General features: G+C 68.2%; 19 protein-coding genes. 13 read left to right on the top strand and 6 right to left on the bottom strand.

Annotated features, from left to right (window positions below):
- Nucleotides 1–7: 7 nt before the first annotated feature.
- Nucleotides 8–892, top strand: coding sequence for a LysR family transcriptional regulator (locus WKW77_RS23975; protein ID WP_340359391.1), 885 nt, complete (start codon nucleotides 8–10; stop codon nucleotides 890–892).
- A 15-nt stretch (nucleotides 893–907) separates the two neighbouring features.
- Here WKW77_RS23975 and WKW77_RS23970 read toward each other — a convergent pair whose 3' ends face one another.
- Nucleotides 908–1,660: a GntR family transcriptional regulator gene (locus WKW77_RS23970; protein WP_340359390.1), complete on the bottom strand. Its 753-nt coding sequence runs from the start codon at nucleotides 1,658–1,660 to the stop codon at nucleotides 908–910.
- 156 nt (nucleotides 1,661–1,816) lie between these two features.
- Here WKW77_RS23970 and WKW77_RS23965 point away from each other — a divergent pair, with 156 nt between their 5' ends.
- The 9 genes from WKW77_RS23965 (at nucleotide 1,817) to WKW77_RS23925 (ending at nucleotide 11,599) form a co-directional block, all read left to right on the top strand.
- Nucleotides 1,817–2,710, top strand: a complete 894-nt coding sequence (locus WKW77_RS23965) for a dihydrodipicolinate synthase family protein (protein WP_340359389.1) — start codon at nucleotides 1,817–1,819, stop codon at nucleotides 2,708–2,710.
- Nucleotides 2,711–2,766: 56 nt separating this feature from the next.
- On the top strand, nucleotides 2,767–3,750 hold the full coding sequence (locus WKW77_RS23960) for a Bug family tripartite tricarboxylate transporter substrate binding protein (protein ID WP_340359388.1): 984 nt from the start codon (nucleotides 2,767–2,769) through the stop codon (nucleotides 3,748–3,750).
- 130 nt (nucleotides 3,751–3,880) lie between these two features.
- Nucleotides 3,881–4,879: a dihydroxyacetone kinase subunit DhaK gene (locus tag WKW77_RS23955; RefSeq protein ID WP_340359387.1), complete on the top strand. Its 999-nt coding sequence runs from the start codon at nucleotides 3,881–3,883 to the stop codon at nucleotides 4,877–4,879.
- Nucleotides 4,855–5,475, top strand: coding sequence for a DAK2 domain-containing protein (locus tag WKW77_RS23950; protein ID WP_340359386.1), 621 nt, complete (start codon nucleotides 4,855–4,857; stop codon nucleotides 5,473–5,475). The genes WKW77_RS23955 and WKW77_RS23950 overlap by 25 nt, the downstream gene beginning before the upstream one ends.
- A gap of 43 nt (nucleotides 5,476–5,518) precedes the next feature.
- Entirely contained in the window at nucleotides 5,519–6,391 is an 873-nt protein-coding gene (locus tag WKW77_RS23945) for a branched-chain amino acid ABC transporter permease (protein ID WP_340359385.1), read from the top strand.
- 11 nt (nucleotides 6,392–6,402) lie between these two features.
- Nucleotides 6,403–8,229 carry a branched-chain amino acid ABC transporter ATP-binding protein/permease gene (locus WKW77_RS23940; protein WP_340359384.1) on the top strand — a complete coding sequence of 609 codons (1,827 nt, stop codon included), beginning with the start codon at nucleotides 6,403–6,405 and terminating at the stop codon, nucleotides 8,227–8,229.
- A 47-nt stretch (nucleotides 8,230–8,276) separates the two neighbouring features.
- Nucleotides 8,277–9,410 (top strand): ABC transporter substrate-binding protein, encoded by a 1,134-nt coding sequence (locus tag WKW77_RS23935; protein ID WP_340359383.1) that lies wholly within the window; start codon nucleotides 8,277–8,279, stop codon nucleotides 9,408–9,410.
- 11 nt (nucleotides 9,411–9,421) lie between these two features.
- Nucleotides 9,422–10,174: an ABC transporter ATP-binding protein gene (locus tag WKW77_RS23930; RefSeq protein WP_340359382.1), complete on the top strand. Its 753-nt coding sequence runs from the start codon at nucleotides 9,422–9,424 to the stop codon at nucleotides 10,172–10,174.
- Nucleotides 10,175–10,192: 18 nt separating this feature from the next.
- Nucleotides 10,193–11,599, top strand: coding sequence for an FAD-binding oxidoreductase (locus WKW77_RS23925; protein WP_340359381.1), 1,407 nt, complete (start codon nucleotides 10,193–10,195; stop codon nucleotides 11,597–11,599).
- Between the two features lie 31 nt (nucleotides 11,600–11,630).
- On the opposite strand, the gene WKW77_RS23920 is transcribed toward WKW77_RS23925, so the two are convergent.
- The 5 genes from WKW77_RS23920 to WKW77_RS23900 form a co-directional block, all read right to left on the bottom strand.
- Entirely contained in the window at nucleotides 11,631–11,915 is a 285-nt protein-coding gene (locus WKW77_RS23920) for a hypothetical protein (RefSeq protein ID WP_340359380.1), read from the bottom strand.
- A 67-nt stretch (nucleotides 11,916–11,982) separates the two neighbouring features.
- Nucleotides 11,983–12,537, bottom strand: coding sequence for a nucleoside 2-deoxyribosyltransferase (locus WKW77_RS23915; RefSeq protein ID WP_340359379.1), 555 nt, complete (start codon nucleotides 12,535–12,537; stop codon nucleotides 11,983–11,985).
- Nucleotides 12,538–12,568: 31 nt separating this feature from the next.
- Entirely contained in the window at nucleotides 12,569–13,006 is a 438-nt protein-coding gene (gene trxC / locus WKW77_RS23910) for a thioredoxin TrxC (protein WP_340359378.1), read from the bottom strand.
- A gap of 79 nt (nucleotides 13,007–13,085) precedes the next feature.
- Entirely contained in the window at nucleotides 13,086–13,445 is a 360-nt protein-coding gene (locus WKW77_RS23905) for a putative quinol monooxygenase (RefSeq protein ID WP_340359377.1), read from the bottom strand.
- 280 nt (nucleotides 13,446–13,725) lie between these two features.
- Complete coding sequence (locus tag WKW77_RS23900; protein ID WP_340359376.1) at nucleotides 13,726–15,363, bottom strand: long-chain-fatty-acid--CoA ligase; 1,638 nt, start codon at nucleotides 15,361–15,363, stop codon at nucleotides 13,726–13,728.
- Between the two features lie 187 nt (nucleotides 15,364–15,550).
- Between WKW77_RS23900 and WKW77_RS23895 the strand changes: the two genes are divergently transcribed.
- From WKW77_RS23895 to ppk2, 3 genes are read left to right on the top strand one after another with little or no spacing between them, the layout of a single operon-like run.
- Nucleotides 15,551–17,083 (top strand): DUF3300 domain-containing protein, encoded by a 1,533-nt coding sequence (locus WKW77_RS23895; RefSeq protein WP_340359375.1) that lies wholly within the window; start codon nucleotides 15,551–15,553, stop codon nucleotides 17,081–17,083.
- Between the two features lie 39 nt (nucleotides 17,084–17,122).
- Nucleotides 17,123–18,016 carry a DUF2950 domain-containing protein gene (locus WKW77_RS23890; RefSeq protein WP_340359374.1) on the top strand — a complete coding sequence of 298 codons (894 nt, stop codon included), beginning with the start codon at nucleotides 17,123–17,125 and terminating at the stop codon, nucleotides 18,014–18,016.
- Nucleotides 18,017–18,039: 23 nt separating this feature from the next.
- The gene (gene ppk2, locus WKW77_RS23885) at nucleotides 18,040–18,912 is read left to right on the top strand and encodes a polyphosphate kinase 2 (protein ID WP_422823253.1); all 873 of its coding nucleotides are present in this window, start codon (nucleotides 18,040–18,042) and stop codon (nucleotides 18,910–18,912) included.
- The last annotated feature ends 46 nt before the right edge of the window (nucleotides 18,913–18,958 follow it).

Genomic DNA, 18,958 nt, shown 5'->3' with positions numbered 1-18,958 from the left:
CTCGGCGATGACGCTCGTACAGCTTCGGCACCTCATCTCGCTCGCCGAGACCGCTTCGTTCACCCGCTCCGCGGAAGCCCTCTTCCTCACGCAGCCTGCGCTGAGCCGCAGCATCCGGATGCTCGAGGACGAACTGGGCCGGAAGCTGTTCGATCGCGTCGGCCGGCGCAGCGAGCTCACCCAGTTCGGGCACGACGTGCTGCAGCGGGCGCGTCAACTGGTGTTCGACGCCGACGAACTGAGCGCATCCGGCGGCCGCAGGCACGGCGGGCGCTCAGGCACGCTGCGTGTCGGCCTCGGCTCGGGCCCCGGCGCGCTCTTGACCCAGCCGCTGCTGATCGGCATGGCGCAGCCGGGCGCGCCGATTCGCGTCGATGTTCTCCACGGCGACGGAGACCGGCTTCTGCAGGCACTTCGCAATCGCGAACTCGATGCGGCGGTGCTGGAGGCGCGCTGGTTCCGGCCGGCGCCGGACCTTCGCGTCGAGCCGCTGGTCGAGATGAGCGGCGGATTCATGTGCCGCCGTGGCCACCCGCTCACACGCAAGCGTGGCGCCATCGGCTTCGATGCGGTGCGCTCCTATCCCATCGCATCGACGAAGCTGGGCGACGAAGTCATGCGCGAGATGGTCGAAGCCTACGGACCGCAGGGACATCCCGACGAGTGCGTGAGCCTGCGCTGCAACGAACTATCGAGCCTGGTCGCGGTGGTGCGCGAGAGCGATGCCGTGCTGTTCGCGATCCGCGCCGTCGCGCCGGACCTGGTTCTACTGCCCGTGAAGCCCGCGATCGCAACGGGCGCGCATTTCGGGCTGGTCACATTGGCGGGGCGCACGGAGCCGCCCGGGTTGTCGATCCTGCGCGAGCTGATTGCCGGGCGGCTTCACGATTGAGCGGCCGCAGGGTGGTCAATCCGCGTCCGGCAATTCGTCGACCTGGAACATGCCCGCGAGCACGCGGCGCTTCGATTTCTCGATGTGCGCCATCATGAATTCGAGCGCGCCGTCGCGATCTCCGGCCGCGAGCGCCTGCAGGAATTCGAGGTGCTCGCGCATCGCGGGCACCACCTGCACCGGGCGCATCGAATCCGCGTCGTAGCGGATCAGCCTCACGTGCAGGCTGTTGACGCGGTAGATCTCCGAAAGGATCTCGTTGCCGATCGAATCGACCATGAGATCGTGCAGGCCCCAGTCGACCGCCTGAGAATCCCTCTCCAGCGCCTCGTCGGGCTGCGGGCGCAGCGCGCGTTCGAGGATCGCCTCGTGCGCGGCGATCTGCTGGGCAATGGTTTCGGCTGATGCGGTGCGCGCGAAATGGATCACCGCCTCGCGCTCGACCATCGTGCGCACTTGCCATGCATTGCGGATCAACTTCATGTCGACGGTGGCGATCTGCAATCCGCGCTTGGGCACGGCCTTGATGAGCCCCGCCGCTTCCAGACGCGGCACCAGTTCGCGCACGGCCGCGAGCGGCATTTCGAGCAGTTGCACGAGTTCGCGCTGGGACACGAACTGCCCCGGACGGATGCGCGCATCGATGATCTGCTGGCGGAAGCCCTGGTAGGCGAGGTTGCGCAAGGTCACGGGCGCCGCATCGGCCGGGGAGGACTTCCCGGGCGCTGGCGCGCGCGGCCTGGCGCGCGGAATCTCGAGGGTGTTCATGGCGGTCATGGTACGTGGGGCGAGCCGGTTTGCGGCACTGACAGGATACTAGGGTTATTACTAGCATCCATCTGACATGTCAGTGAGTGTACAGTGCGATCACAGCGCGACACCAGCGCTTCCTCACCTTCTTCCACCTGCAATTCGGAGCATTCCATGGGTCTCGATCTCACCGGCGTCATTCCGCCGCTCGTCACGCCTTTCACCGCCGACGGCGACATCGACGAAGCAGCCTTCCGCAAGGTCATCCGCTTCAATCTCGACAAGAAGGTGCACGGCGTGTGCCCCGGCGGCAGCACCGGCGAAGGCCACACGCTGACGATCGACGAGTTCAAGCGCATCATGGAAATCACCGCGAGCGAAGTCGCGGGCCAGGTGCCGATCGTGGCCGGGATCATCTCCAACAGCACGCGCGACGCGATCAACCGCGCCAAGGCGATCTCGCACCTGCCGGTGGCGGGCCTGCAGGTCACGCCGGTGCACTACCTCTTCAAGCCCGACGAGGAAGCGACCTTCCGCCACTTCAAGGCACTGACCGAAGCGGTCGACACCCCCGTCATCATCTACAACGTGGTGCCCTGGAACTACCTCAACCCGGCGCAGATGATCCGCCTGATGAAGGAGCTGCCGGGCGTGCAGGGCATCAAGCAGAGCCAGGGCGACCTGAAACTGATGGCCGACCTGCTGCTCGGCGTGCCGAAGGGCTGCAAGGTGTACTCGGCGGTCGACGCGCTGCTTTACTCGTCCTTCGCGCTGGGTGCGCACGGCACCATCGCCGCGACGCCGGCTGCGCTGCCCGGCGTGAGCGTCGCGCTGTGGAACACCGTGCAGGCCGGCGACCATGTGAAGGCGCTGGAGATGCACAAGTCGATGCTCGCCTTCTGGAACGCGATCGTCGCGGACAACCTGCCGGCGAACATCAAGACCTCGATCACGCTGCAGGGCTGCGCCGCCGGCCTGCCCCGCGCACCGATGCCGGCCACGAGCGATGCGCAGCTCGCGAAGATCCGCGCCGCGCTCGACGACGTGCTGCGCTTCGAAGCGGCCTGATCGAGCCGATCCCCAATCCAAGACCCAAGATCCAAGATCCAATGGAGACAAATCCCATGCAGATCCAGCGTCGCAAGTTGCTTCAGCTCAGCGCGCTCGCCGGCCTCGGCGGTGCCGTCGGCACCCAGGCCTGGGCGCAGCAAGGCTTCGCGAGCAAGCCCGTCACGATCGTGGTGCCCTTCGCGCCCGGCGGGAACACCGACATCGTCGCGCGCACCGTGGCGGTCGCGCTCGGCAAGGTGCTCGGCCAGTCGGTGGTGGTGGACAACCGCGCCGGCGCCGGGGGCTCGATCGGCGCCATGCAGGTCGCGCGTGCCGCGCCCGACGGCTACACGCTGCTGCTCTGCGGCGCGGGCGTCGTCGTGACCGTGCCCGAGATGGTCAAGACCAGCTACAGCCGATCGAGCTTCGCGCCCATCGGCCTCGTCAACAAGAGTTCGATGGTGCTGCTGACGCGCAAGAACGACCCGCGCTTCAAGAGCTTCAAGGACCTCGTGGCCTACGCGCGTTCGGGCGAGGGCAAGCTGGTCGCGGCGCATTCGGGGCCGGGCACGCCGAACCACCTCGCGCTGCTGCAGCTCGAAACGCTGCTGGGCGCCAAGTTCACGGCGGTCAGCTACAAGGGCTCGGGCCCGGCGCTGATCGACCTGATCGGCGGGCAGGTCGATGTGCACTTCGACCAGGTGACCAGCTCGCTCCAGCACATCAAGGCCGGCACGCTGGTGCCGCAGGCGATCCTCGGCCCCTCGCAGGACCCGTCGCTGCCCGGCGTGCAGACCGTGGCCGAGCTGGGCTTCGGCCAGATCGACGGCACGACCTACGTCGGCGTTCTCGCGCCGGCCGGCACGCCCAAGGACGTGCAGGAAAAACTCTCCGCCGCGCTCGCGCAGGCGGTGAAGGACCCGCAGACAGTCGCCAGTGCACGCGATCTCGGCAGCGTCGCCTTCTGGGGCTCGCCGCAGGAGTTCACCCGCGCGCTCGACGCCGAATACGCGCTCGCGACGCAGGCCACCAAGGACGGCCGCCTGAAGGCTGACTGACGCCGGCCGAACGCGCCGCAGCGCGCCCCCGCAATCCCGGACGCCGTGCCTCGCGCGCGGTGCGACGACGGCACAGCCATGCGCCGCGGGCGACGCTGCGCGCATCGATCCACATCCCACAGAGAAACCCGTGAAGAAGATCCTCAATGACCCGAACGCCTATGTCGACGAGATGCTCGACGGCTTGTGCATCGCGCATCCCGAACTGCGTCGCACCGGCGAAGACGGCCGCGTGATCGTGCGCAGCCGCGGCGCGGTGGCCGGCAAGGTCGGCATCGTCACCGGCGGCGGCTCGGGCCACCTGCCGGTGTTCCTCGGCTATGTCGGCGAAGGCCTGCTGGATGCGTGCGCGGTGGGCAACGTGTTCGCCGGTCCGCGCATGAGCGACTGCATCGAGGCGATGCGCGCAGCCGATGGCGGCGCGGGCGTGCTGCAGCTCTACGGCAACTACGGCGGCGATCGGATGAACTTCGACATGGCGACCGAGATGCTCGAACTCGAAGGCATGCGCGTCGCCTCGGTGCGCGTGGCCGACGACGTGGCGAGCGCACCGGCTGCCCAGCGCGAGAAGCGCCGCGGCGTCGCCGGGCTGGTGCTGGTCTACAAGGCGGCCGGGGCGAAGGCGGCAAGCGGTGCGTCGCTCGACGAAGTGGCTGCGCTGGCGCGCAGGGCGAACGATGCGTGCCGCTCGATCGGCGTGGCGCTCACGCCCTGCGTGGTGCCGGAATCGGGCAAGGCGTCCTTCGAGATCGGCGAGAACGACGTCGAGTTCGGCATGGGCATCCATGGCGAACCCGGCATCTGGCGCGGTGCCCTCAAGACGGCCGATGCGCTGGCCGACGAGATGCTGGCGCATGTGCTGCCCGAACTGGCGCTGGCGCGCGGCGACCGTGTCGCGGTGCTCGTCAACAGCCTGGGGGCGACGCCGGCGGAGGAGCTTTACATCCTCTACCGCCGCGTCGCGCAGGTCCTCGGCGAGCGCGGCATCGGGATCGTGCGGCCGCTGGTGGGACGCTACGCCACCTCGATGGAAATGGCCGGCGCCTCGCTGAGCGTGATGAAGCTGGACGACGAGCTCGAAGCGCTGCTCGCCGCGCCCGCCGAATGTCCTTTCTGGAGCGTGCGCTGATGCTCGATGCCGTGGCCCTCGCGACCGCCCTGCCCCGCTGGTGCGCGGGCGTGCACGCCGCCGCGCCCGAACTGAACGAACTCGACGGCCGGCTCGGCGACGCGGACCTCGGCGCGACCCTCGACAAATGCGCGACGCTGGTCGAGCAAGCGCTCCCCACCTTGCCCTCGACGCTCGAAGGCATCTTCAGGACCTGCGCGCAGGCCTGTGCCAAGGCGTCGGGATCGAGCTTCGGCACGCTGCTGGCGATCGCGTGCATGACCAGTGCCAAGCGCTGCGCGGGCGTCGATGCGCTGCGTCGCGAAGACCTCGTGGCGCTGATCGGCGATGTGGTGGATGCGCTCGCGTCGCGCGGCGGCGCGAGCCTGGGCGACAAGACGGTGCTGGACGGCCTCCACGCGATCCAGGCCGCGCTGGCCCTCGCCCCGGAAGGCGCCGATGCACGCCGCGTGGCGCGCGACGCCGCGCGTGCGGCACTCGATGCCTTCCGCGACAAGCCGAACCGCATCGGCCGCGCCCGCATGTTCGCGGAAAAGACCATCGGCATGGACGACCCCGGCATGGTCGCGCTCCTGCGGATGGCCGAGAGCCTCTGACGCCCGGCCCATCGATGCGCATCACCACACTGGAGACACCGTCATGCTCGGACAAGTGATCGTCAGCGGCCTCGCGATGGGCTGCATCTACGCCCTCATCGCATTGGGCTACGCCTATGTCTGGAACACGATGGCGATCGTGAACTTCGCCGCCGGCGAGTTCCTCACGTTCTCGGCCTTCGTCTTCGTCGCCACCTTCACGACCAGCCTGCAACTGCCCTTCTGGCTGGCCGCGCTGCTCACGGCGGGCGTGATGGCGTTGCTCGGCGCGCTGTTCTCACGCCTCGTCTTCGCGCGGCTGCAGCGCCAGAAGGCCCTGGTGGCGATCATCGCCACGGTGGGGTTCGGCATCTTCCTCAAGGAGATGGCCCGCATCATCTACGGCCCCGAACCGCTGCTCTACGCGAGCCCCTTCGGCGACGGCGTGCTGACGCTCGGCGACTTGCGCATTCCGGTGCAGCAGGTCGCGATCATGGCGATCGTGGTCGTCGTGATGGTGCTCCAGTACCTCGCGCTGCGCTACACCACCATCGGCAAGGTGATGCGCGCCACCGCCATCGACCGCGAGACCGCGCGCCTCATGGGCATCCCGGTCAACCGCGTGCTGGCCGGCACCTTCGCGTTCTCCTCGGTGCTGGCCGCGCTCGCAGGCATCCTGCTCGCGCCGCTGTTCTACGTGACCACCGAGATGGGCACGCTGGTCGGGCTCAAGGGCTTCGTGGCCATGATCATCGGCGGCTTCGGCAGCGTGCCGGGCGCGATCCTCGGCGGCGTGCTGCTGGGCGTGACCGAGAACGTGGGCGCCTTCGCGATTTCCTCGACCTACAAGGACGCGATCGCCTTCGGCGTGCTGCTCCTGTTCCTGCTCGTGCGTCCGCAGGGCCTGCTGCCCGAGCGCCACGCCGACCGCGCCTGAAGGAGCCGCCCATGACATCGAACTGGATGCGTCCCGCCGCCTGGCTCGCCGTGCTCGCCACGCTCGCGCTGCCGCTGCTGCTGGGCCTCAACAGCTACTACCTGCACGTGCTCAACCTCGCGTGGATCTTCGCGATCGCCGCGCTGGGCCTGCAAGTGGCGACCGGCATCGCCGGGCAGATCGTCCTCGGACAGGCCGCGCTCGTGGGCTTCGGCGCCTACGCCACGGCGCTGTTCATGATGCGGCTTTCGCTGCCCTGGTATGCCGCGCTCGCCGCGGCGATGCTCCTCACCTCCGCGGTCGGCGTGCTGCTGGGCGCCGTGAGCACGCGCATCAAGGGCCACTACCTCGCGATCGTCACGCTGGCGCTCAACGAGATCTTCCGCATGGTCGCGCTCAACGAGGAGTGGCTGACCGGCGGCCCGATGGGCATGCGCGACATCCCCACGCTCGGCATTCCGGCACTCGGCGACAGCATCGACCGCCAGCTCTACTTCCCGCTGCTCGCGGTGTGCTTCGTCGCCTACGGGCTCACGGTGTACTTCCACCGTACCCGCACGGGCCGCAGCATGCGGGCCGTTCGCGATGACGAGATCGCCGCCGAGGCGATGGGGGTGGATTCGCGCCGGGTCAAGACCATCGCCTTCGTGGTGTGCAGCGCGTGGGCGGCACTGGCCGGTGGCCTCTACGTGCTGCTGGTAGGTTTTGCCGCGCCGACCAACTTCACGGTGTTCGAGAGCATCAAGATGATGCTGATGGTCGTGCTCGGCGGCCTGGGATCGATCGCCGGCACCTTCCTGGGCGCCGTGGTCATCACCGTGCTGCCCGAGGCGCTGCGCGGGCTCCAGACCTACTATCTCGCGGCCTTCGGCATCGGGGTGGTCGCCATCCTGCTGCTCGCGCCGCGCGGCCTGGGCGTGATCGGCGACTGGCTGCTGGGCGGCTTCCTGACCGGGCCGCGCGAGCCGGTCGGCGAAGCGCCCGCGACGCCGCTGAACCTCAGCGCCGCAGCGCAAGCGGCCAGTTCCGCGCTCGCCGATCGCGCACCGGTCGACATCGGTGGCGGGGTGCTGTTGACCGTGAGCGGCGTATCGCGAAGCTTCGGCGGCGTGAAGGCGCTCAACGACGTTAGCTTCGAGTTGCGTCGCGGCGAGATCCTCGGCCTGATCGGACCGAACGGATCGGGCAAGTCGACCATGATCAACGCCTGCTCCGGCACCGTCGGCGTCAGCGGCGCCATCGCCCTGGGCACCGACCGCATCGACAACCGCGCACCATGGACCATCCATGGCCACGGCGTGGCGCGGATCTTCCAGAACGTGCGCCTGTGGGAATCGATGACGGTGCTGGAGAACGTCATGGTCGCCCACCGCGCGCCGCTCGGGCAGACGGGCTCGCGCGAGGCGCACAGCCGGGCCGCCGCGCTCGAGGCGCTGTCGAGCATGGGGGTCGCGCACCTGGCCTATCGGCGCGGCGGCGACCTGTCCTTCGGCCAGAGCCGGCTGGTGGAGATGGCGCGCGCCATCGTCAACAAGCCGCGCCTGCTGCTGCTCGACGAACCGGCCGCCGGCCTGCGCGGCGGGCTGATCCTGGAGCTCGCGCAGATCCTGCAGCACCTGCGGGCACAGGGCATGTCGATCCTCGTCGTCGAGCACCGCATCAAGCTGGTCATGAACATGTGCGACCGCGTGGTGGTCCTCAACCTGGGCGACAAGATCGCCGACGGCGCACCGGCCGAGGTCATGAACTCGCCCGCCGTGATCGAGGCCTACCTCGGTGAACGCGTGCCCGAGGAAGCACCCGCACAGATCGTGCACAAGCAGGCCGCCGTTGCCTGACGCCCCTTTCGACACCCAGCGCATTCATTCAAAAGGAGACAAGTACCGTGAAGAAGAACCCTTCGATTCCCTTTCTTCGTGCCGGCTGGATCGGCACCGCCGCGCTGGTGCTTGCCGCGCCCGCGATGGCCGATGCGCTGATCGGCGTTTCGCTGCCCCAGACCGGCCCGAAGGCCCTCGTGGGCCGCAACTTCAAGCAGGGCGTGGAACTGGCCGTGAGCGAGATCAATGCCGCCGGCGGCGTGCTCGGCAAGCCGCTGGAAGTGGTGTTCGAGGACGACCAGGGCGACAACCCCAACGGCGCCATCAATGCGGTGAACAAGCTCATGCAGGTGAGCAAGGTGCCCGTGATGATCGGCCCGCACTACTCGGTCACCCAGATGGCCACGCAGAAGACCTACTGCAATGGCAAGGTGGTCTCGCTGACCGGCGGCACCTCGGTGGCCATCACGCACAGCGGCTGCAACTACGTGATCCGCACCCGCTCGGACGACGACGTGCAGGCCAAGGCGCTCATCGACTATGCGCAGAAGGAGCTCAAGGCCGGCGAGAAGACCGCCGTCTTCTACGCCAACGACGACTTCGGCAAGTCCGGCCAGGCCCGCGTCGTCGCGCAGATGGCCGCGCTCGGCCTGAAGCCCGCGGCGGTGGAAAGCCACAACCCGAGCGACAAGGACTACTCCGCGCAGCTCGCCAAGCTCCAGAAGTCCGGCGCCGAACTCGTGATCCTCTGGGCGCACGACACCGACGCCGCACTGATCCTGCGGCAGGCCAAGCAGTTCGGGCTGCCGTTCAAGTTCGCCGGTGCGGTGCTGTCCGAAGACGCCTTCCTCAAGCTCGCCGGCAATGCCGCCGAGGGCTCGATGAGCGCCTCGTACTTCGTGCCGACCGATCCGAATCCGGCCGTCCAGGCCTTCGTGAAGAAGTACGAGGCCCGCTACAAGATGGCGCCCGATGTCTGGTCGGCCACCTACTACGACGCGACCATCCTCGCAGCCCGCGCGATCAACGAGGCCAAGGGGAACGACCCGGAGAGGATCCGCGCCGCGTTCTCCAACGTGAGCTACAACGGCCTGCTGGCCGACTACAAGTGCGACAAGGCGGGTGACTGCAACAAGCAGGTGAACATCGTCGAGATCAAGGGCGGGCAGCCGGTGGTGCGCTCGGCCGTGCGCTACTGATTGCCGAACCCATGATGCAGGCCGACCTCCCCTCCTCGGTGATTGCCGAACGACCGGAACTGGAGCTCTCGCACGTCGACGTGTTCTACGGCAAGGTGCAGATCCTCTTCGACCTGTCGATCCGCGCGCAGCCCGGCCAGATCGTCGCGGTCATCGGTGCCAACGGCGCGGGCAAGTCGACCACGCTCAACCTGATCGTGGGCCGCGTGAAGCCCAGCGCCGGCCGCGTGGCGTTCCGCGGCGAAGGCATCCACGATCGCTCGGTCGAGCAGATCGTGGCCTCCGGCATCGCCTGCGTGCCCCAGCGCCGCCGGATCTTCGCGACCTTGAGCGTGAAGGAGAACCTGGAGGTCGGCGCCTATGTGCGACGCCACGACAAGGCGGCCATCGCCGACACGCTGGACGAGGTGTACGAGCTCTTCCCGGTGCTCAAGCGCAAATCCGGCGAGATGGGCGGCGTGCTGTCGGGCGGCGAGCAGCAGATGCTCGCCATCGCCCGGGGACTGATGGCGGGCCCGCGGGTGCTGCTGCTCGACGAGCCTTCGATGGGACTGTCGCCCAAACTCACGACGGAGATGTTCGTCGACATCCGGCGCATCGCGCGTGCAGGCCGCACGGTGGTCATCGTCGAGCAGAACGCCTTCGCGGCGCTGAGCGTGGCGGACCACGGCTATGTCCTCGAGGGCGGCCGCATCGCACTGGAAGGCCCCGCCGTCCAGTTGCTGCACGACGACCACGTACGCGACGCCTACCTCGGCGCCTGACCGGATCACCGCAAGACCATGGCCTTCAGCAAGACCCTGCAGCAAACCGCCGAGGCGGTCGAATCGCTGCTGCCCGAGTTCAGGGCGATCTTCGGCGACCGCGCCGTCACTTCACCGGCGGTGCGCGCGCATCACAGCCACGGCGAGGGGCTGCCCGATCCGGGGCAACCCGACCTCGTCGTGTTTCCGCTGACCAACGAGGAAGTCGCCGCGGCCGTCCGGCTTTGCCACCGCGCCACGGTGCCCGTCATCGCCTTCGGCAGCGGCACCTCCATGGAAGGCCACGTGGCCGCGATCCACGGCGGCGTGTGCATCGATCTCTCGCGCATGGACCGGGTCCTGGACGTCTCCACCGACGCCATGGACTGCCGTGTGCAGGCCGGCGTGACGCGCGAGCAGCTCAACGAGCACCTGCGCGCGAGCGGGCTCTTCTTCGCGGTCGATCCGGGGGCGAACGCCTCGCTCGGCGGCATGGCCTCCACGCGCGCCTCGGGCACCGCGGCCGTCCGCTACGGCACCATGCGCGAGACCGTGATGGGCCTCACGGTGGTCACGCCGGATGGACGCATCGTCCGCACCGGGACCCGGGCGCGCAAGTCGGCATCCGGCTTCGACCTCACGCGGCTCTACGTGGGCAGCGAGGGACTCCTTGGCATCATCACCGAGGTGCAGTTGCGCCTCTTCGGGCTTCCCGAGCATGTGATCGCGGCGGTGTGCCAGTTCGACAGCCTGCGCGCCGCCATGGACACCGTCATCGCCACGCTGCAGATCGGGGTGCCGGTCGCGCGGATCGAGCTGCTCAACGACGTGCAGATGGATGCATGCATCCGCTACTCGAAGCTCGACGAGTTCGAGGCCCGCCCGACGCTCTTCGTCGAATTCCACGGCAACGAGTCGGCCGTGGCCGACCAGGTCCGGACGGTGCAGGCGCTGGCCGACGACCACGGCGGCAACGGGTTTCGCTATGCCCATCGGCCCGAGGAGCGCACGCGGCTCTGGAAGGCGCGTCATTCGTGCTATCACGCCAATCTCGCAATGCATCCGGGATGGAGTTCGATGGGCACCGACGCCTGCGTGCCGATCTCGGCACTCGTCGAATGCATCACCGAGACCGAGGCGGACATCCGCGACAGCGGCCTCTACGCGCCCATCGTCGGCCACGTGGGCGACGGCAATTTCCACCTGGGCATCATCTACGACGATGCCGATCCCGAGGCGCGTGCGCGCGCGGAGGCGTTGGCCGAGCGCGTGGCGCTGCGGGCGATCCGGCTGGGCGGCACCTGCACCGGGGAGCACGGCGTGGGCCTCCATCGCATCGGGCAGATCGAGGTCGAGCATGGCGAGGCGATCGAACTGATGCGCGATGTCAAGCGGGCACTCGATCCGCACGGGATCATGAATCCCGGCAAGATGCTGCGCCTGTAAGGATGGCCGGTCGTTCCGACGGCTGGGCGACTCAGTCTTTCTCGCAGACCACGCGCGCCTCGTGCACGAGACGATCGCGCACGAGTGTCAGCCCTTCGTCGTCCCCGCTCGCCTCCCGCAGCGCGCTGACCATGTCGCCGTGGTCGAGCACGAGCAGCATGCGGATCGCATAGCACTCCGACTGGGTGAACTCCCCGGCCGCCGTCAGCGCCTCGAGCTTCCGGATCGCCTCGCCGGGCGCGAGAAGATTGATCTCGACCAGTTCGAGCACATGGTCGATCTGCCGGGCGTTCAGGACTTGGGGTGGGGACGACATCGGGCATTCCTCTCTGAGACGCCCTCGAGTCTCGGCCGCGACGCTTAAGCCGGGCTGAACTCGTCCGTCACGAGGGTGAGCGACCGCCCACCAGCCGGGCCATCAATGCGATCGCCGCCTCGGCGTCCGGCACGAGATGGGTGGACCGCGTGAGCATGAGGTTCAGTCGCTGGCCGAGTCCTTCGACCGTGGTCCCGTTGGCTTTTTCGCGCAACGCGCCCTTGGCGTCCCGCTCGCACGCCAGCACCGCGCCAACGCGCTCCGCATAGGTTCCGGGCGGCACGCCGTACACCACGACCGGCTTGCCGAGCGCCACCGCGAAGCCGACCTCGAAGACCGTGCCCGAATCGGGCTCCAGCCCGCGGAAGGATTGAAGGTTGGCGATGCAACCGTCGGCGTCGCGAATCAGCGCAACGTTGCCGTCGTAGATGGCTTGCGCGAGCCGGTCTTCGCCATCGGCGGCACTGTGCTGGATCGGCGCATCGATCGGTGCGACACCGATCAGCCCTTCCCGCTCGCAACGGCTCTTCAGATCCCTGAAGACGTCGTCGCGATGAGGGAAGAAGACATCGGGGCCGGCGAGATAGATGCGCGGCCGACGGGCGGGTTTCTCTGGGGTCATCCGGCCGATGGTATCGGCCGCCACCTGGCCATCAGCGCGCGTGGGCTTCGGTCCAGCGGACGATGTCGGCCGGACCCATCGCACCGGCCTGCCGCGCGATCTCGCGCCCGCCCTTGAAGAGCGCCAGCGTCGGAATGCTGCGGATGCCGAAGCGCGCCCCCAGCGAGGGCACGGCTTCGGTGTCGACCTTGACGAGCCGCACATGGGGCTCCAGCCGCGCGGCGGCCTGCTCGAAGCCGGGTGCCATCTGGCGGCAAGGGCCGCACCACGGCGCCCAGAAATCGACCAGCACCGGGATCTCGTTGCGCGCGACGTGCCGGTCGAAACCGGCTTCATCGAGCGCCGTCGAGTGTCCGGTGAACAACGCTCGATGGCACTTGCCGCAATCGGGCGCGCTGCCGAGCTGGTCGCGCTTCACGCGGTTGGTGGTGTGGCAGTGCGGACAGACGATGTGCAGCGATTCGGTCATTCCCGGGAACTGGGGCCGGCGTCGGCGATTGCAAGCCCCTGCGTCCCGTCGGCGAGATCGACGAAGGCACGCGGAGGCGTCAGTCCTTGTCGGGCCCCGTCCATTCGGCCGGCAGCGTCGCGACCACGTGCGGATCGGAAAGCGCGTAGTGGCGCACGCTCGGCTCGCGATCGAACAGCTTTCGCACATCGCCCGGATCGATGGTCGGCGCGGTGTGCGGGTCGCCCGTATGGGCGCGAATGCTTTCCATGGAATCCCAGACCGAGACGACCACGACCTCGGTCGTCCCGTCGTTCAGGTCCCGGAAAAGCGCGGCCGCGCGCCGGTTGCCCTTCGCCGCCCGCAGGCGCTTCAGCACGGTGGCATCGAGGTGATCGCTGCACTCCCCGCGCAGTTCCGCTCGAATCCAGAATGTCCACGCACGCAAGATCTTGCCCATCTCGGCTCACTGAAAAAATTGTTGTTGGTGTGGGGCGACGGCGTCTCGGCCGACGAAGCCTTTCATCGTACCTCGTCGGCTTCGGCGACTCGCCGCCGGGCAGGTCGCACTGGCGACGCCCATGCGCCGCGCACGGGTACGCGGCAGGCGCCGGGTTCGCGCCTGCGAGTGTCCGTCAGGAAGGACACCTATACGAAATTTGTCTTGAATAAGACGTGAGAAAGTTCTCTTTATGCAACGCGTCGACCTTCGGGCGCCCGACCGGTTCGCGCCCGCGCCTTCACGCGGTCGGCAGCTCGTAGTCGCGGTATTGCTCGCGCAACTTGGTCTTCAGCAGCTTGCCCGTCGCCGTGTGCGGCAGCTCGGCCACGAACACCACGTCATCCGGCAACCACCACTTGGCGATGCGGCCCGCGAGGTAGTCGAGGACCGCGGACTTGTCCACTTCGGCACCCGGCCGCTTGACCGCGATCAAGAGCGGCCGCTCGCCCCACTTGGGATGCGCCACGCCGATGATCGCGGCCTCGGCGATGCCCGGACAGCCGATGGCGGCGTTCTCCACATCGATGGAGGAGATCCATTCGCCCCCGGACTTGATGACGTCCTTCGCGCGGTCCACCAGCTGCAGGAAGCCGTCGGGGTCGATCGTCGCGACGTCGCCGGTGCTGAAGAAACCTTCCTCGTCGGTCACCACGCCGCCCTCGGCCTTGTAGTAGCCGCTCGCGATCCACGGGCCGCGCACGCGCAGGTGGCCGAAGGCCTTGCCGTCCCAGGGCAGGGGCTTGCCGTCGTCATCGACGATCTTGAGGTCCACGCCCCAGACGCCACGGCCCTGCTTGAGCTTGATCTTCACCAGCTCTTCGGCCGGCAGCGCCGCATGCTTGGGCAGCAGCTTGCTGATCACGCCGATGGGGCTGGTCTCGGTCATGCCCCAGCCTTGCACGACCTCGGCGCCGAACTGCTTCTCGAAGCGCTCCAGCATCGCGCGCGGCACGGCCGCCCCGCCGATGCCCACGCGCTTGAGCGTCAGGGCGCCGACGTCGACATCGGGGTTGGCGTCGAGGTACTGGAACAGCATGAGCCACACCGTCGGCACGCCTTGCGAAAAGCTGACCTTTTCGTCGCGCATCATCTCGTACACGCTCTTGCCGTCGAGGAACTGGCCCGGCAGCACCAACCGGGCGCCCACCATCGCCGCGCCGTAGGGCGCACCCCAGCCGTTGGCGTGGAACATCGGCACGATCAGCATCAGCGTCTCGCCGGAGTTGAGGCCGAAGGTGTCGGGCGCGAGTTCCATCAGCGCATGCAGCACGGTGGAGCGATGCGAATAGAGCACGCCCTTCGGGTTACCGGTGGTGCCCGACGTGTAGCACAGCGACGACGCGGTGCGCTCGTCGAACTCGGGCCATCGGTAGTCGATGCTCTGCGCGGCGACCAGTTCGTCGAAGCACTGCAGACCGGGCACATCGATCGCGGGCATGTGCGCGCGGCCGCACATCGCGATGAAATGACGCACCGACTTGAGCCGGGGCGCGAGTTTCTCGACCAGCGGCGCGAAGGTCACGTCGAAGCACAGCACCGCGTCTTCGGCGTGATTGATGATGTAGTCGATCTGGTCCGGAAAGAGCCGCGGGTTCACCGTGTGCAGCACCGCGCCCGAGCCGGATGCGCCGTAGTACAGCGCAAGGTGGCGGTCCGAGTTCCAGGCCAGCGTGCCCACACGATCGCCCTGGCGCACGCCGAGGTCACGCAGCATGCCCGCCACCTGCCGCGACTGGTCACGGATGCCGCGCCAGTGGGTGCGATGGGTTCCGCCTTCCGGGCGACGGGAGACGATCTCCGTCTCGGGATGAAAAGTGGCCGCATGCTCCACCAGCGATGAAATGAGAAGCGGTCGGTCCTGCATCAGTCCCAGCATGGAATGTCTCCTTTGTCGCCTTGTCGTCAGGGGCCCGGCAACGGGCGTTGCCGCCTGTATCCATCGTAGGCGCCATGCACCAATATCCAATTGCGGGGTTTGCCGGAGGCACGTATGCTGGTACGCGAGTCCGGACCCACTCGGCCCCGGCTTCGGCGAGCTACTACAGGAAAGAGGAGCGAATCACATGCGTTTTCTTCTCAGCCGCTTCACGCGCGTTCTGGTGCTGATGCTGGCAGTGCTTTCGTCCACCGTCATGGGGCAGCAGCCCCAGCCATTCACCCGAGAGCAGCTTGACCAGATGATGGCGCCCATCGCGCTCTATCCGGATTCCCTGCTCTCCCAGGTATTGATGGCAGCGACCTATCCGTCCGACGTGGCCGATGCCGCCAAGTGGTCCAAGGCCAATTCCAACCAGAAGGGCGATGCCGCCGTGAAGGCGGTCCAGGACAAGCCCTGGGACCCGAGCGTGCAATCGCTGGTGGCGTTCCCGCAGGTGCTGCAGATGATGGGCGAGCAGCCCGATTGGGTACAGAACCTCGGCGATGCCTTCCTCGCGTCGTCCAAGGACGTGCTCGACTCCGCGCAGCGGCTGCGGACCAAGGCGCAGCAGCAGGGCAGCCTCAAGAGCAACGAGCAGCAGAAGGTGATCGTCGAGCAGGAGCCGCAGACCCAGCAGACCGTCATCAAGATCGAGCCCGCGAATCCGGAGGTGGTGTATGTGCCGTCGTACAACCCGACGGTCGTCTACGGCTCGTGGCCCTACCCCGCCTACCCGCCCTACGCCTACGCGCCCGCCCCGTACTGGTACCCGGGCGCGGCTCTCGCCACAGGCATCGCGTTCGGCGTCGGCGTGGCGGCCGTGGGCGCGCTCTGGGGAAATGCGAACTGGGGCGGCGGCAACGTCAACATCAATACCAACCGCTACAACAGCATCAACACCAACCGGCAGATCGCGGCGAACCAGAACAACTGGCAGCACAACGCGGCCAACCGGCGCGGCACGCCCTACCGCGACCAGCGCAGCCAGCAGCAGTACGGCCGCAACGTGCCCGGTGCCGAGAACCGCGCCGATTTCCGCGGCCGCGACAACGCCGGACGGGATGCCCAGCGCCAGCAGGCGCAGTCGGCCCTGCAGCAGCGCGGCATGGACCCCGGCCAGGGACGTGAGAACCTGCGCAACGACCCGGGCACGCGCGACCGGGCCCAGCGGGCCGCCGACAACACGGGCCGGGGCGATCGCGGCGGCCAACTCGGTGACCGCGGCGGCGCCGGTGGCGATCGCGGCGGCCAGTTCGGCGACCGTGGTGGCGCCGGTGGCGATCGTGGCGGTCAGTTCGGCGACCGCGGCGGTGCCGGCGGCGACCGCGGCGCTCAGGTCGGTAACCGTGGCGGCGTGGGCACCGGCGACCGTGGCGGCCAGTTGGGCGGCGGCGACCGCGGAGGCGCAGGCGCGGGCGGGCGGGGCAGCCAGGGTTTCGAACAGGTCGGGAACCGGGGCGGCGACAACGCCTTGCGGGGCGCGAACAGCGGCCAGGCCCGTCAGCAGATGGACCGCGGCGCATCGAGCCGGCAGTCCATGGGCGGCGGTGGCGGCGGTGGCGGGGCACGGGCCAGCGGCGGATTCAGCGGCGGAGGCGGCGCCCGGGCTGGTGGTGGTGGCGGCGGCATGCGGGGAGGCGGCGGCGGTGGTGGTCGAGGCGGCGGTGGACGCCGCTGACCCTGCATGAAGCAACCCATCTCCGAACGAGGACACACCATGCCCCAATTCATCCGCATCAAGCATGCTGTCGCGACCGCCGTCGCGGCGCTTGCCCTGGCTTCGACCCCTGTGTTCGCGCAGAAGGCCTACCCCAGCGCCGACGCCGCCGCGCAGGCCTTTTTCAACGCGATCGCGAACTACGACGAGAGCGCGCTGCGCACGGTGCTCGGCAACGACTGGAAGCGCTTCGTGCCCGCCGGCGAAATCGACCGGGAGGACATCTACGACTTTCTCGCGGCCTACGCGAAGCAGCACAAGGTAGTGCCCGACGGGCCGAACCGCGCGCTGCTCGCCGCGGGGGGCGCCGACTGGACACTGCCCGTGCCGATCGTCAAGGGTGCGGCCGGCTGGCACTTCGATCCCGCTGCGGGCGTCGACCAGATGAAGACCCGCCGCATCGGCCGCAACGAGCTCGCGGCGATGAACGCGGTGCTCGCCTACTTCGACGCGCAGAAGGAATACGCCCAGGTCGATCGCGATGGCAACCACGTGCTCGAATACGCGCAGAAGTTCGCCAGTTCCCCAGGCAAGCACGACGGCCTCTACTGGCCCACTGCCGCCGGCGAACCCGAGAGCCCGCTCGGCCCGGTCTACGCGCCGGTGCGTCCCGGCGAGGGCTACCACGGCTACCACTTCAAGATCCTCAAGGCGCAGGGCGCGAACGCGCCGGGCGGCGCCTACGACTACGTCATCGGCAAGCGCATGCGCGGCGGCTTCGCGCTCGTGGCCTGGCCGTCGAAATACGGCGAGACCGGGGTGATGAGCTTCATGGTCAGCCACGACGGCGTGGTGTACGAGAAGAACCTCGGGCCCGGCACCGATGCGACTGCGCGCGCGATGACACGTTTCGATCCCGACACGAGCTGGCAGAAAGTCAACGTGCAGCCATGAATCCACGATACGAGGAGATCGTCATGCAAAGAGAGAAGAAGTCGACCCGAAACGGTGCCGAGCCAGTGGCATCGAAAGGGCCGGAGGAAGTGCAGGACAACGCGACGCCGCACGCGGAACCGGGACCGCTGTCGACCAAGGCCTACGACAAGGCCATGAAGGAGCTGCACGTCGAACTCGTGAAGCTGCAGGAGTGGGTGAAGCACGCCGGCCTCAAGGTCTGCATCGTCTTCGAGGGGCGCGACGGGGCCGGCAAGGGCGGCACCATCAAGGCCATCACCGAGCGCGTCAGCCCGCGCGTGTTCCGCGTGATCGCACTGCCCGCGCCGACCGAGCGGGAGAAGTCGCAGATGTACTTCCAGCGCTATTTCGGCCACATGCCCGCGGCGGGCGAGATCATCATCTTCGACCGCAGCTGGTACAACCGCGCCGGCGTCGAGCGCGTGATGGGCTTCTGCACCGAGGAACAGGCCAAGGGCTTCTTGCAGGGCGTGCCGCTGGTGGAGCGCGCGATCGTCGACTCGGGCGTGATCCTGCTCAAGTACTGGCTGGAAGTGAACCCGGACGAGCAGACCCGCCGCCTGAAGGGCCGCATCGAGGACGGCCGCAAGATCTGGAAGCTGTCGCCGATGGACCTCAAGTCCTACAACCGGTGGGACGACTACACCCGTGCGCGCGACGACATGTTCAAGGCCAGCGATTCCGCATGGGCACCCTGGTTCGTGGTGCGCTCGGACGACAAGAAGCGCGCACGGCTGAACATGATCCGCCACCTCCTCTCGCAGATCCCCTACGAGGAAGCGCCGCGCGAGAAGGTGAAGCTGCCGAAGCGGCACATCAAGAGCGGCTCGCACGAGACGAGCTACCCGGTCAAGTACGTGCCCGAGGTCTACTAGCGACCGCTGCGCCTTCGATGCCTCACCTGCCGCAAGGATCTCGTCA

It is taken from the genome of Variovorax ureilyticus (assembly GCF_037889935.1).
Lineage (GTDB): Bacteria > Pseudomonadota > Gammaproteobacteria > Burkholderiales > Burkholderiaceae_C > Variovorax > Variovorax ureilyticus.
The sequence above is the reverse complement of the archived record's forward strand: the minus strand, read 5'-3'. Positions and strand labels throughout refer to the sequence as shown.

Coding starts and splice junctions, on each gene's coding strand:
- WKW77_RS23965 (WP_340359389.1), top strand. CDS start 1,817: ATGGGTCTCGATCTCACCGGCGTCATTCCGCCGCTCGTCACGCCTTTC.
- WKW77_RS23945 (WP_340359385.1), top strand. CDS start 5,519: ATGCTCGGACAAGTGATCGTCAGCGGCCTCGCGATGGGCTGCATCTAC.
- WKW77_RS23925 (WP_340359381.1), top strand. CDS start 10,193: ATGGCCTTCAGCAAGACCCTGCAGCAAACCGCCGAGGCGGTCGAATCG.
- WKW77_RS23940 (WP_340359384.1), top strand. CDS start 6,403: ATGACATCGAACTGGATGCGTCCCGCCGCCTGGCTCGCCGTGCTCGCC.
- WKW77_RS23905 (WP_340359377.1), bottom strand. CDS start 13,445: ATGGGCAAGATCTTGCGTGCGTGGACATTCTGGATTCGAGCGGAACTG.
- WKW77_RS23915 (WP_340359379.1), bottom strand. CDS start 12,537: ATGACCCCAGAGAAACCCGCCCGTCGGCCGCGCATCTATCTCGCCGGC.
- WKW77_RS23975 (WP_340359391.1), top strand. CDS start 8: ATGACGCTCGTACAGCTTCGGCACCTCATCTCGCTCGCCGAGACCGCT.
- WKW77_RS23920 (WP_340359380.1), bottom strand. CDS start 11,915: ATGTCGTCCCCACCCCAAGTCCTGAACGCCCGGCAGATCGACCATGTG.
- WKW77_RS23895 (WP_340359375.1), top strand. CDS start 15,551: ATGCGTTTTCTTCTCAGCCGCTTCACGCGCGTTCTGGTGCTGATGCTG.
- WKW77_RS23960 (WP_340359388.1), top strand. CDS start 2,767: ATGCAGATCCAGCGTCGCAAGTTGCTTCAGCTCAGCGCGCTCGCCGGC.
- WKW77_RS23890 (WP_340359374.1), top strand. CDS start 17,123: ATGCCCCAATTCATCCGCATCAAGCATGCTGTCGCGACCGCCGTCGCG.
- ppk2 (WP_422823253.1), top strand. CDS start 18,040: ATGCAAAGAGAGAAGAAGTCGACCCGAAACGGTGCCGAGCCAGTGGCA.
- trxC (WP_340359378.1), bottom strand. CDS start 13,006: ATGACCGAATCGCTGCACATCGTCTGTCCGCACTGCCACACCACCAAC.
- WKW77_RS23970 (WP_340359390.1), bottom strand. CDS start 1,660: ATGAACACCCTCGAGATTCCGCGCGCCAGGCCGCGCGCGCCAGCGCCC.
- WKW77_RS23900 (WP_340359376.1), bottom strand. CDS start 15,363: ATGCTGGGACTGATGCAGGACCGACCGCTTCTCATTTCATCGCTGGTG.
- WKW77_RS23930 (WP_340359382.1), top strand. CDS start 9,422: ATGATGCAGGCCGACCTCCCCTCCTCGGTGATTGCCGAACGACCGGAA.
- WKW77_RS23950 (WP_340359386.1), top strand. CDS start 4,855: ATGTCCTTTCTGGAGCGTGCGCTGATGCTCGATGCCGTGGCCCTCGCG.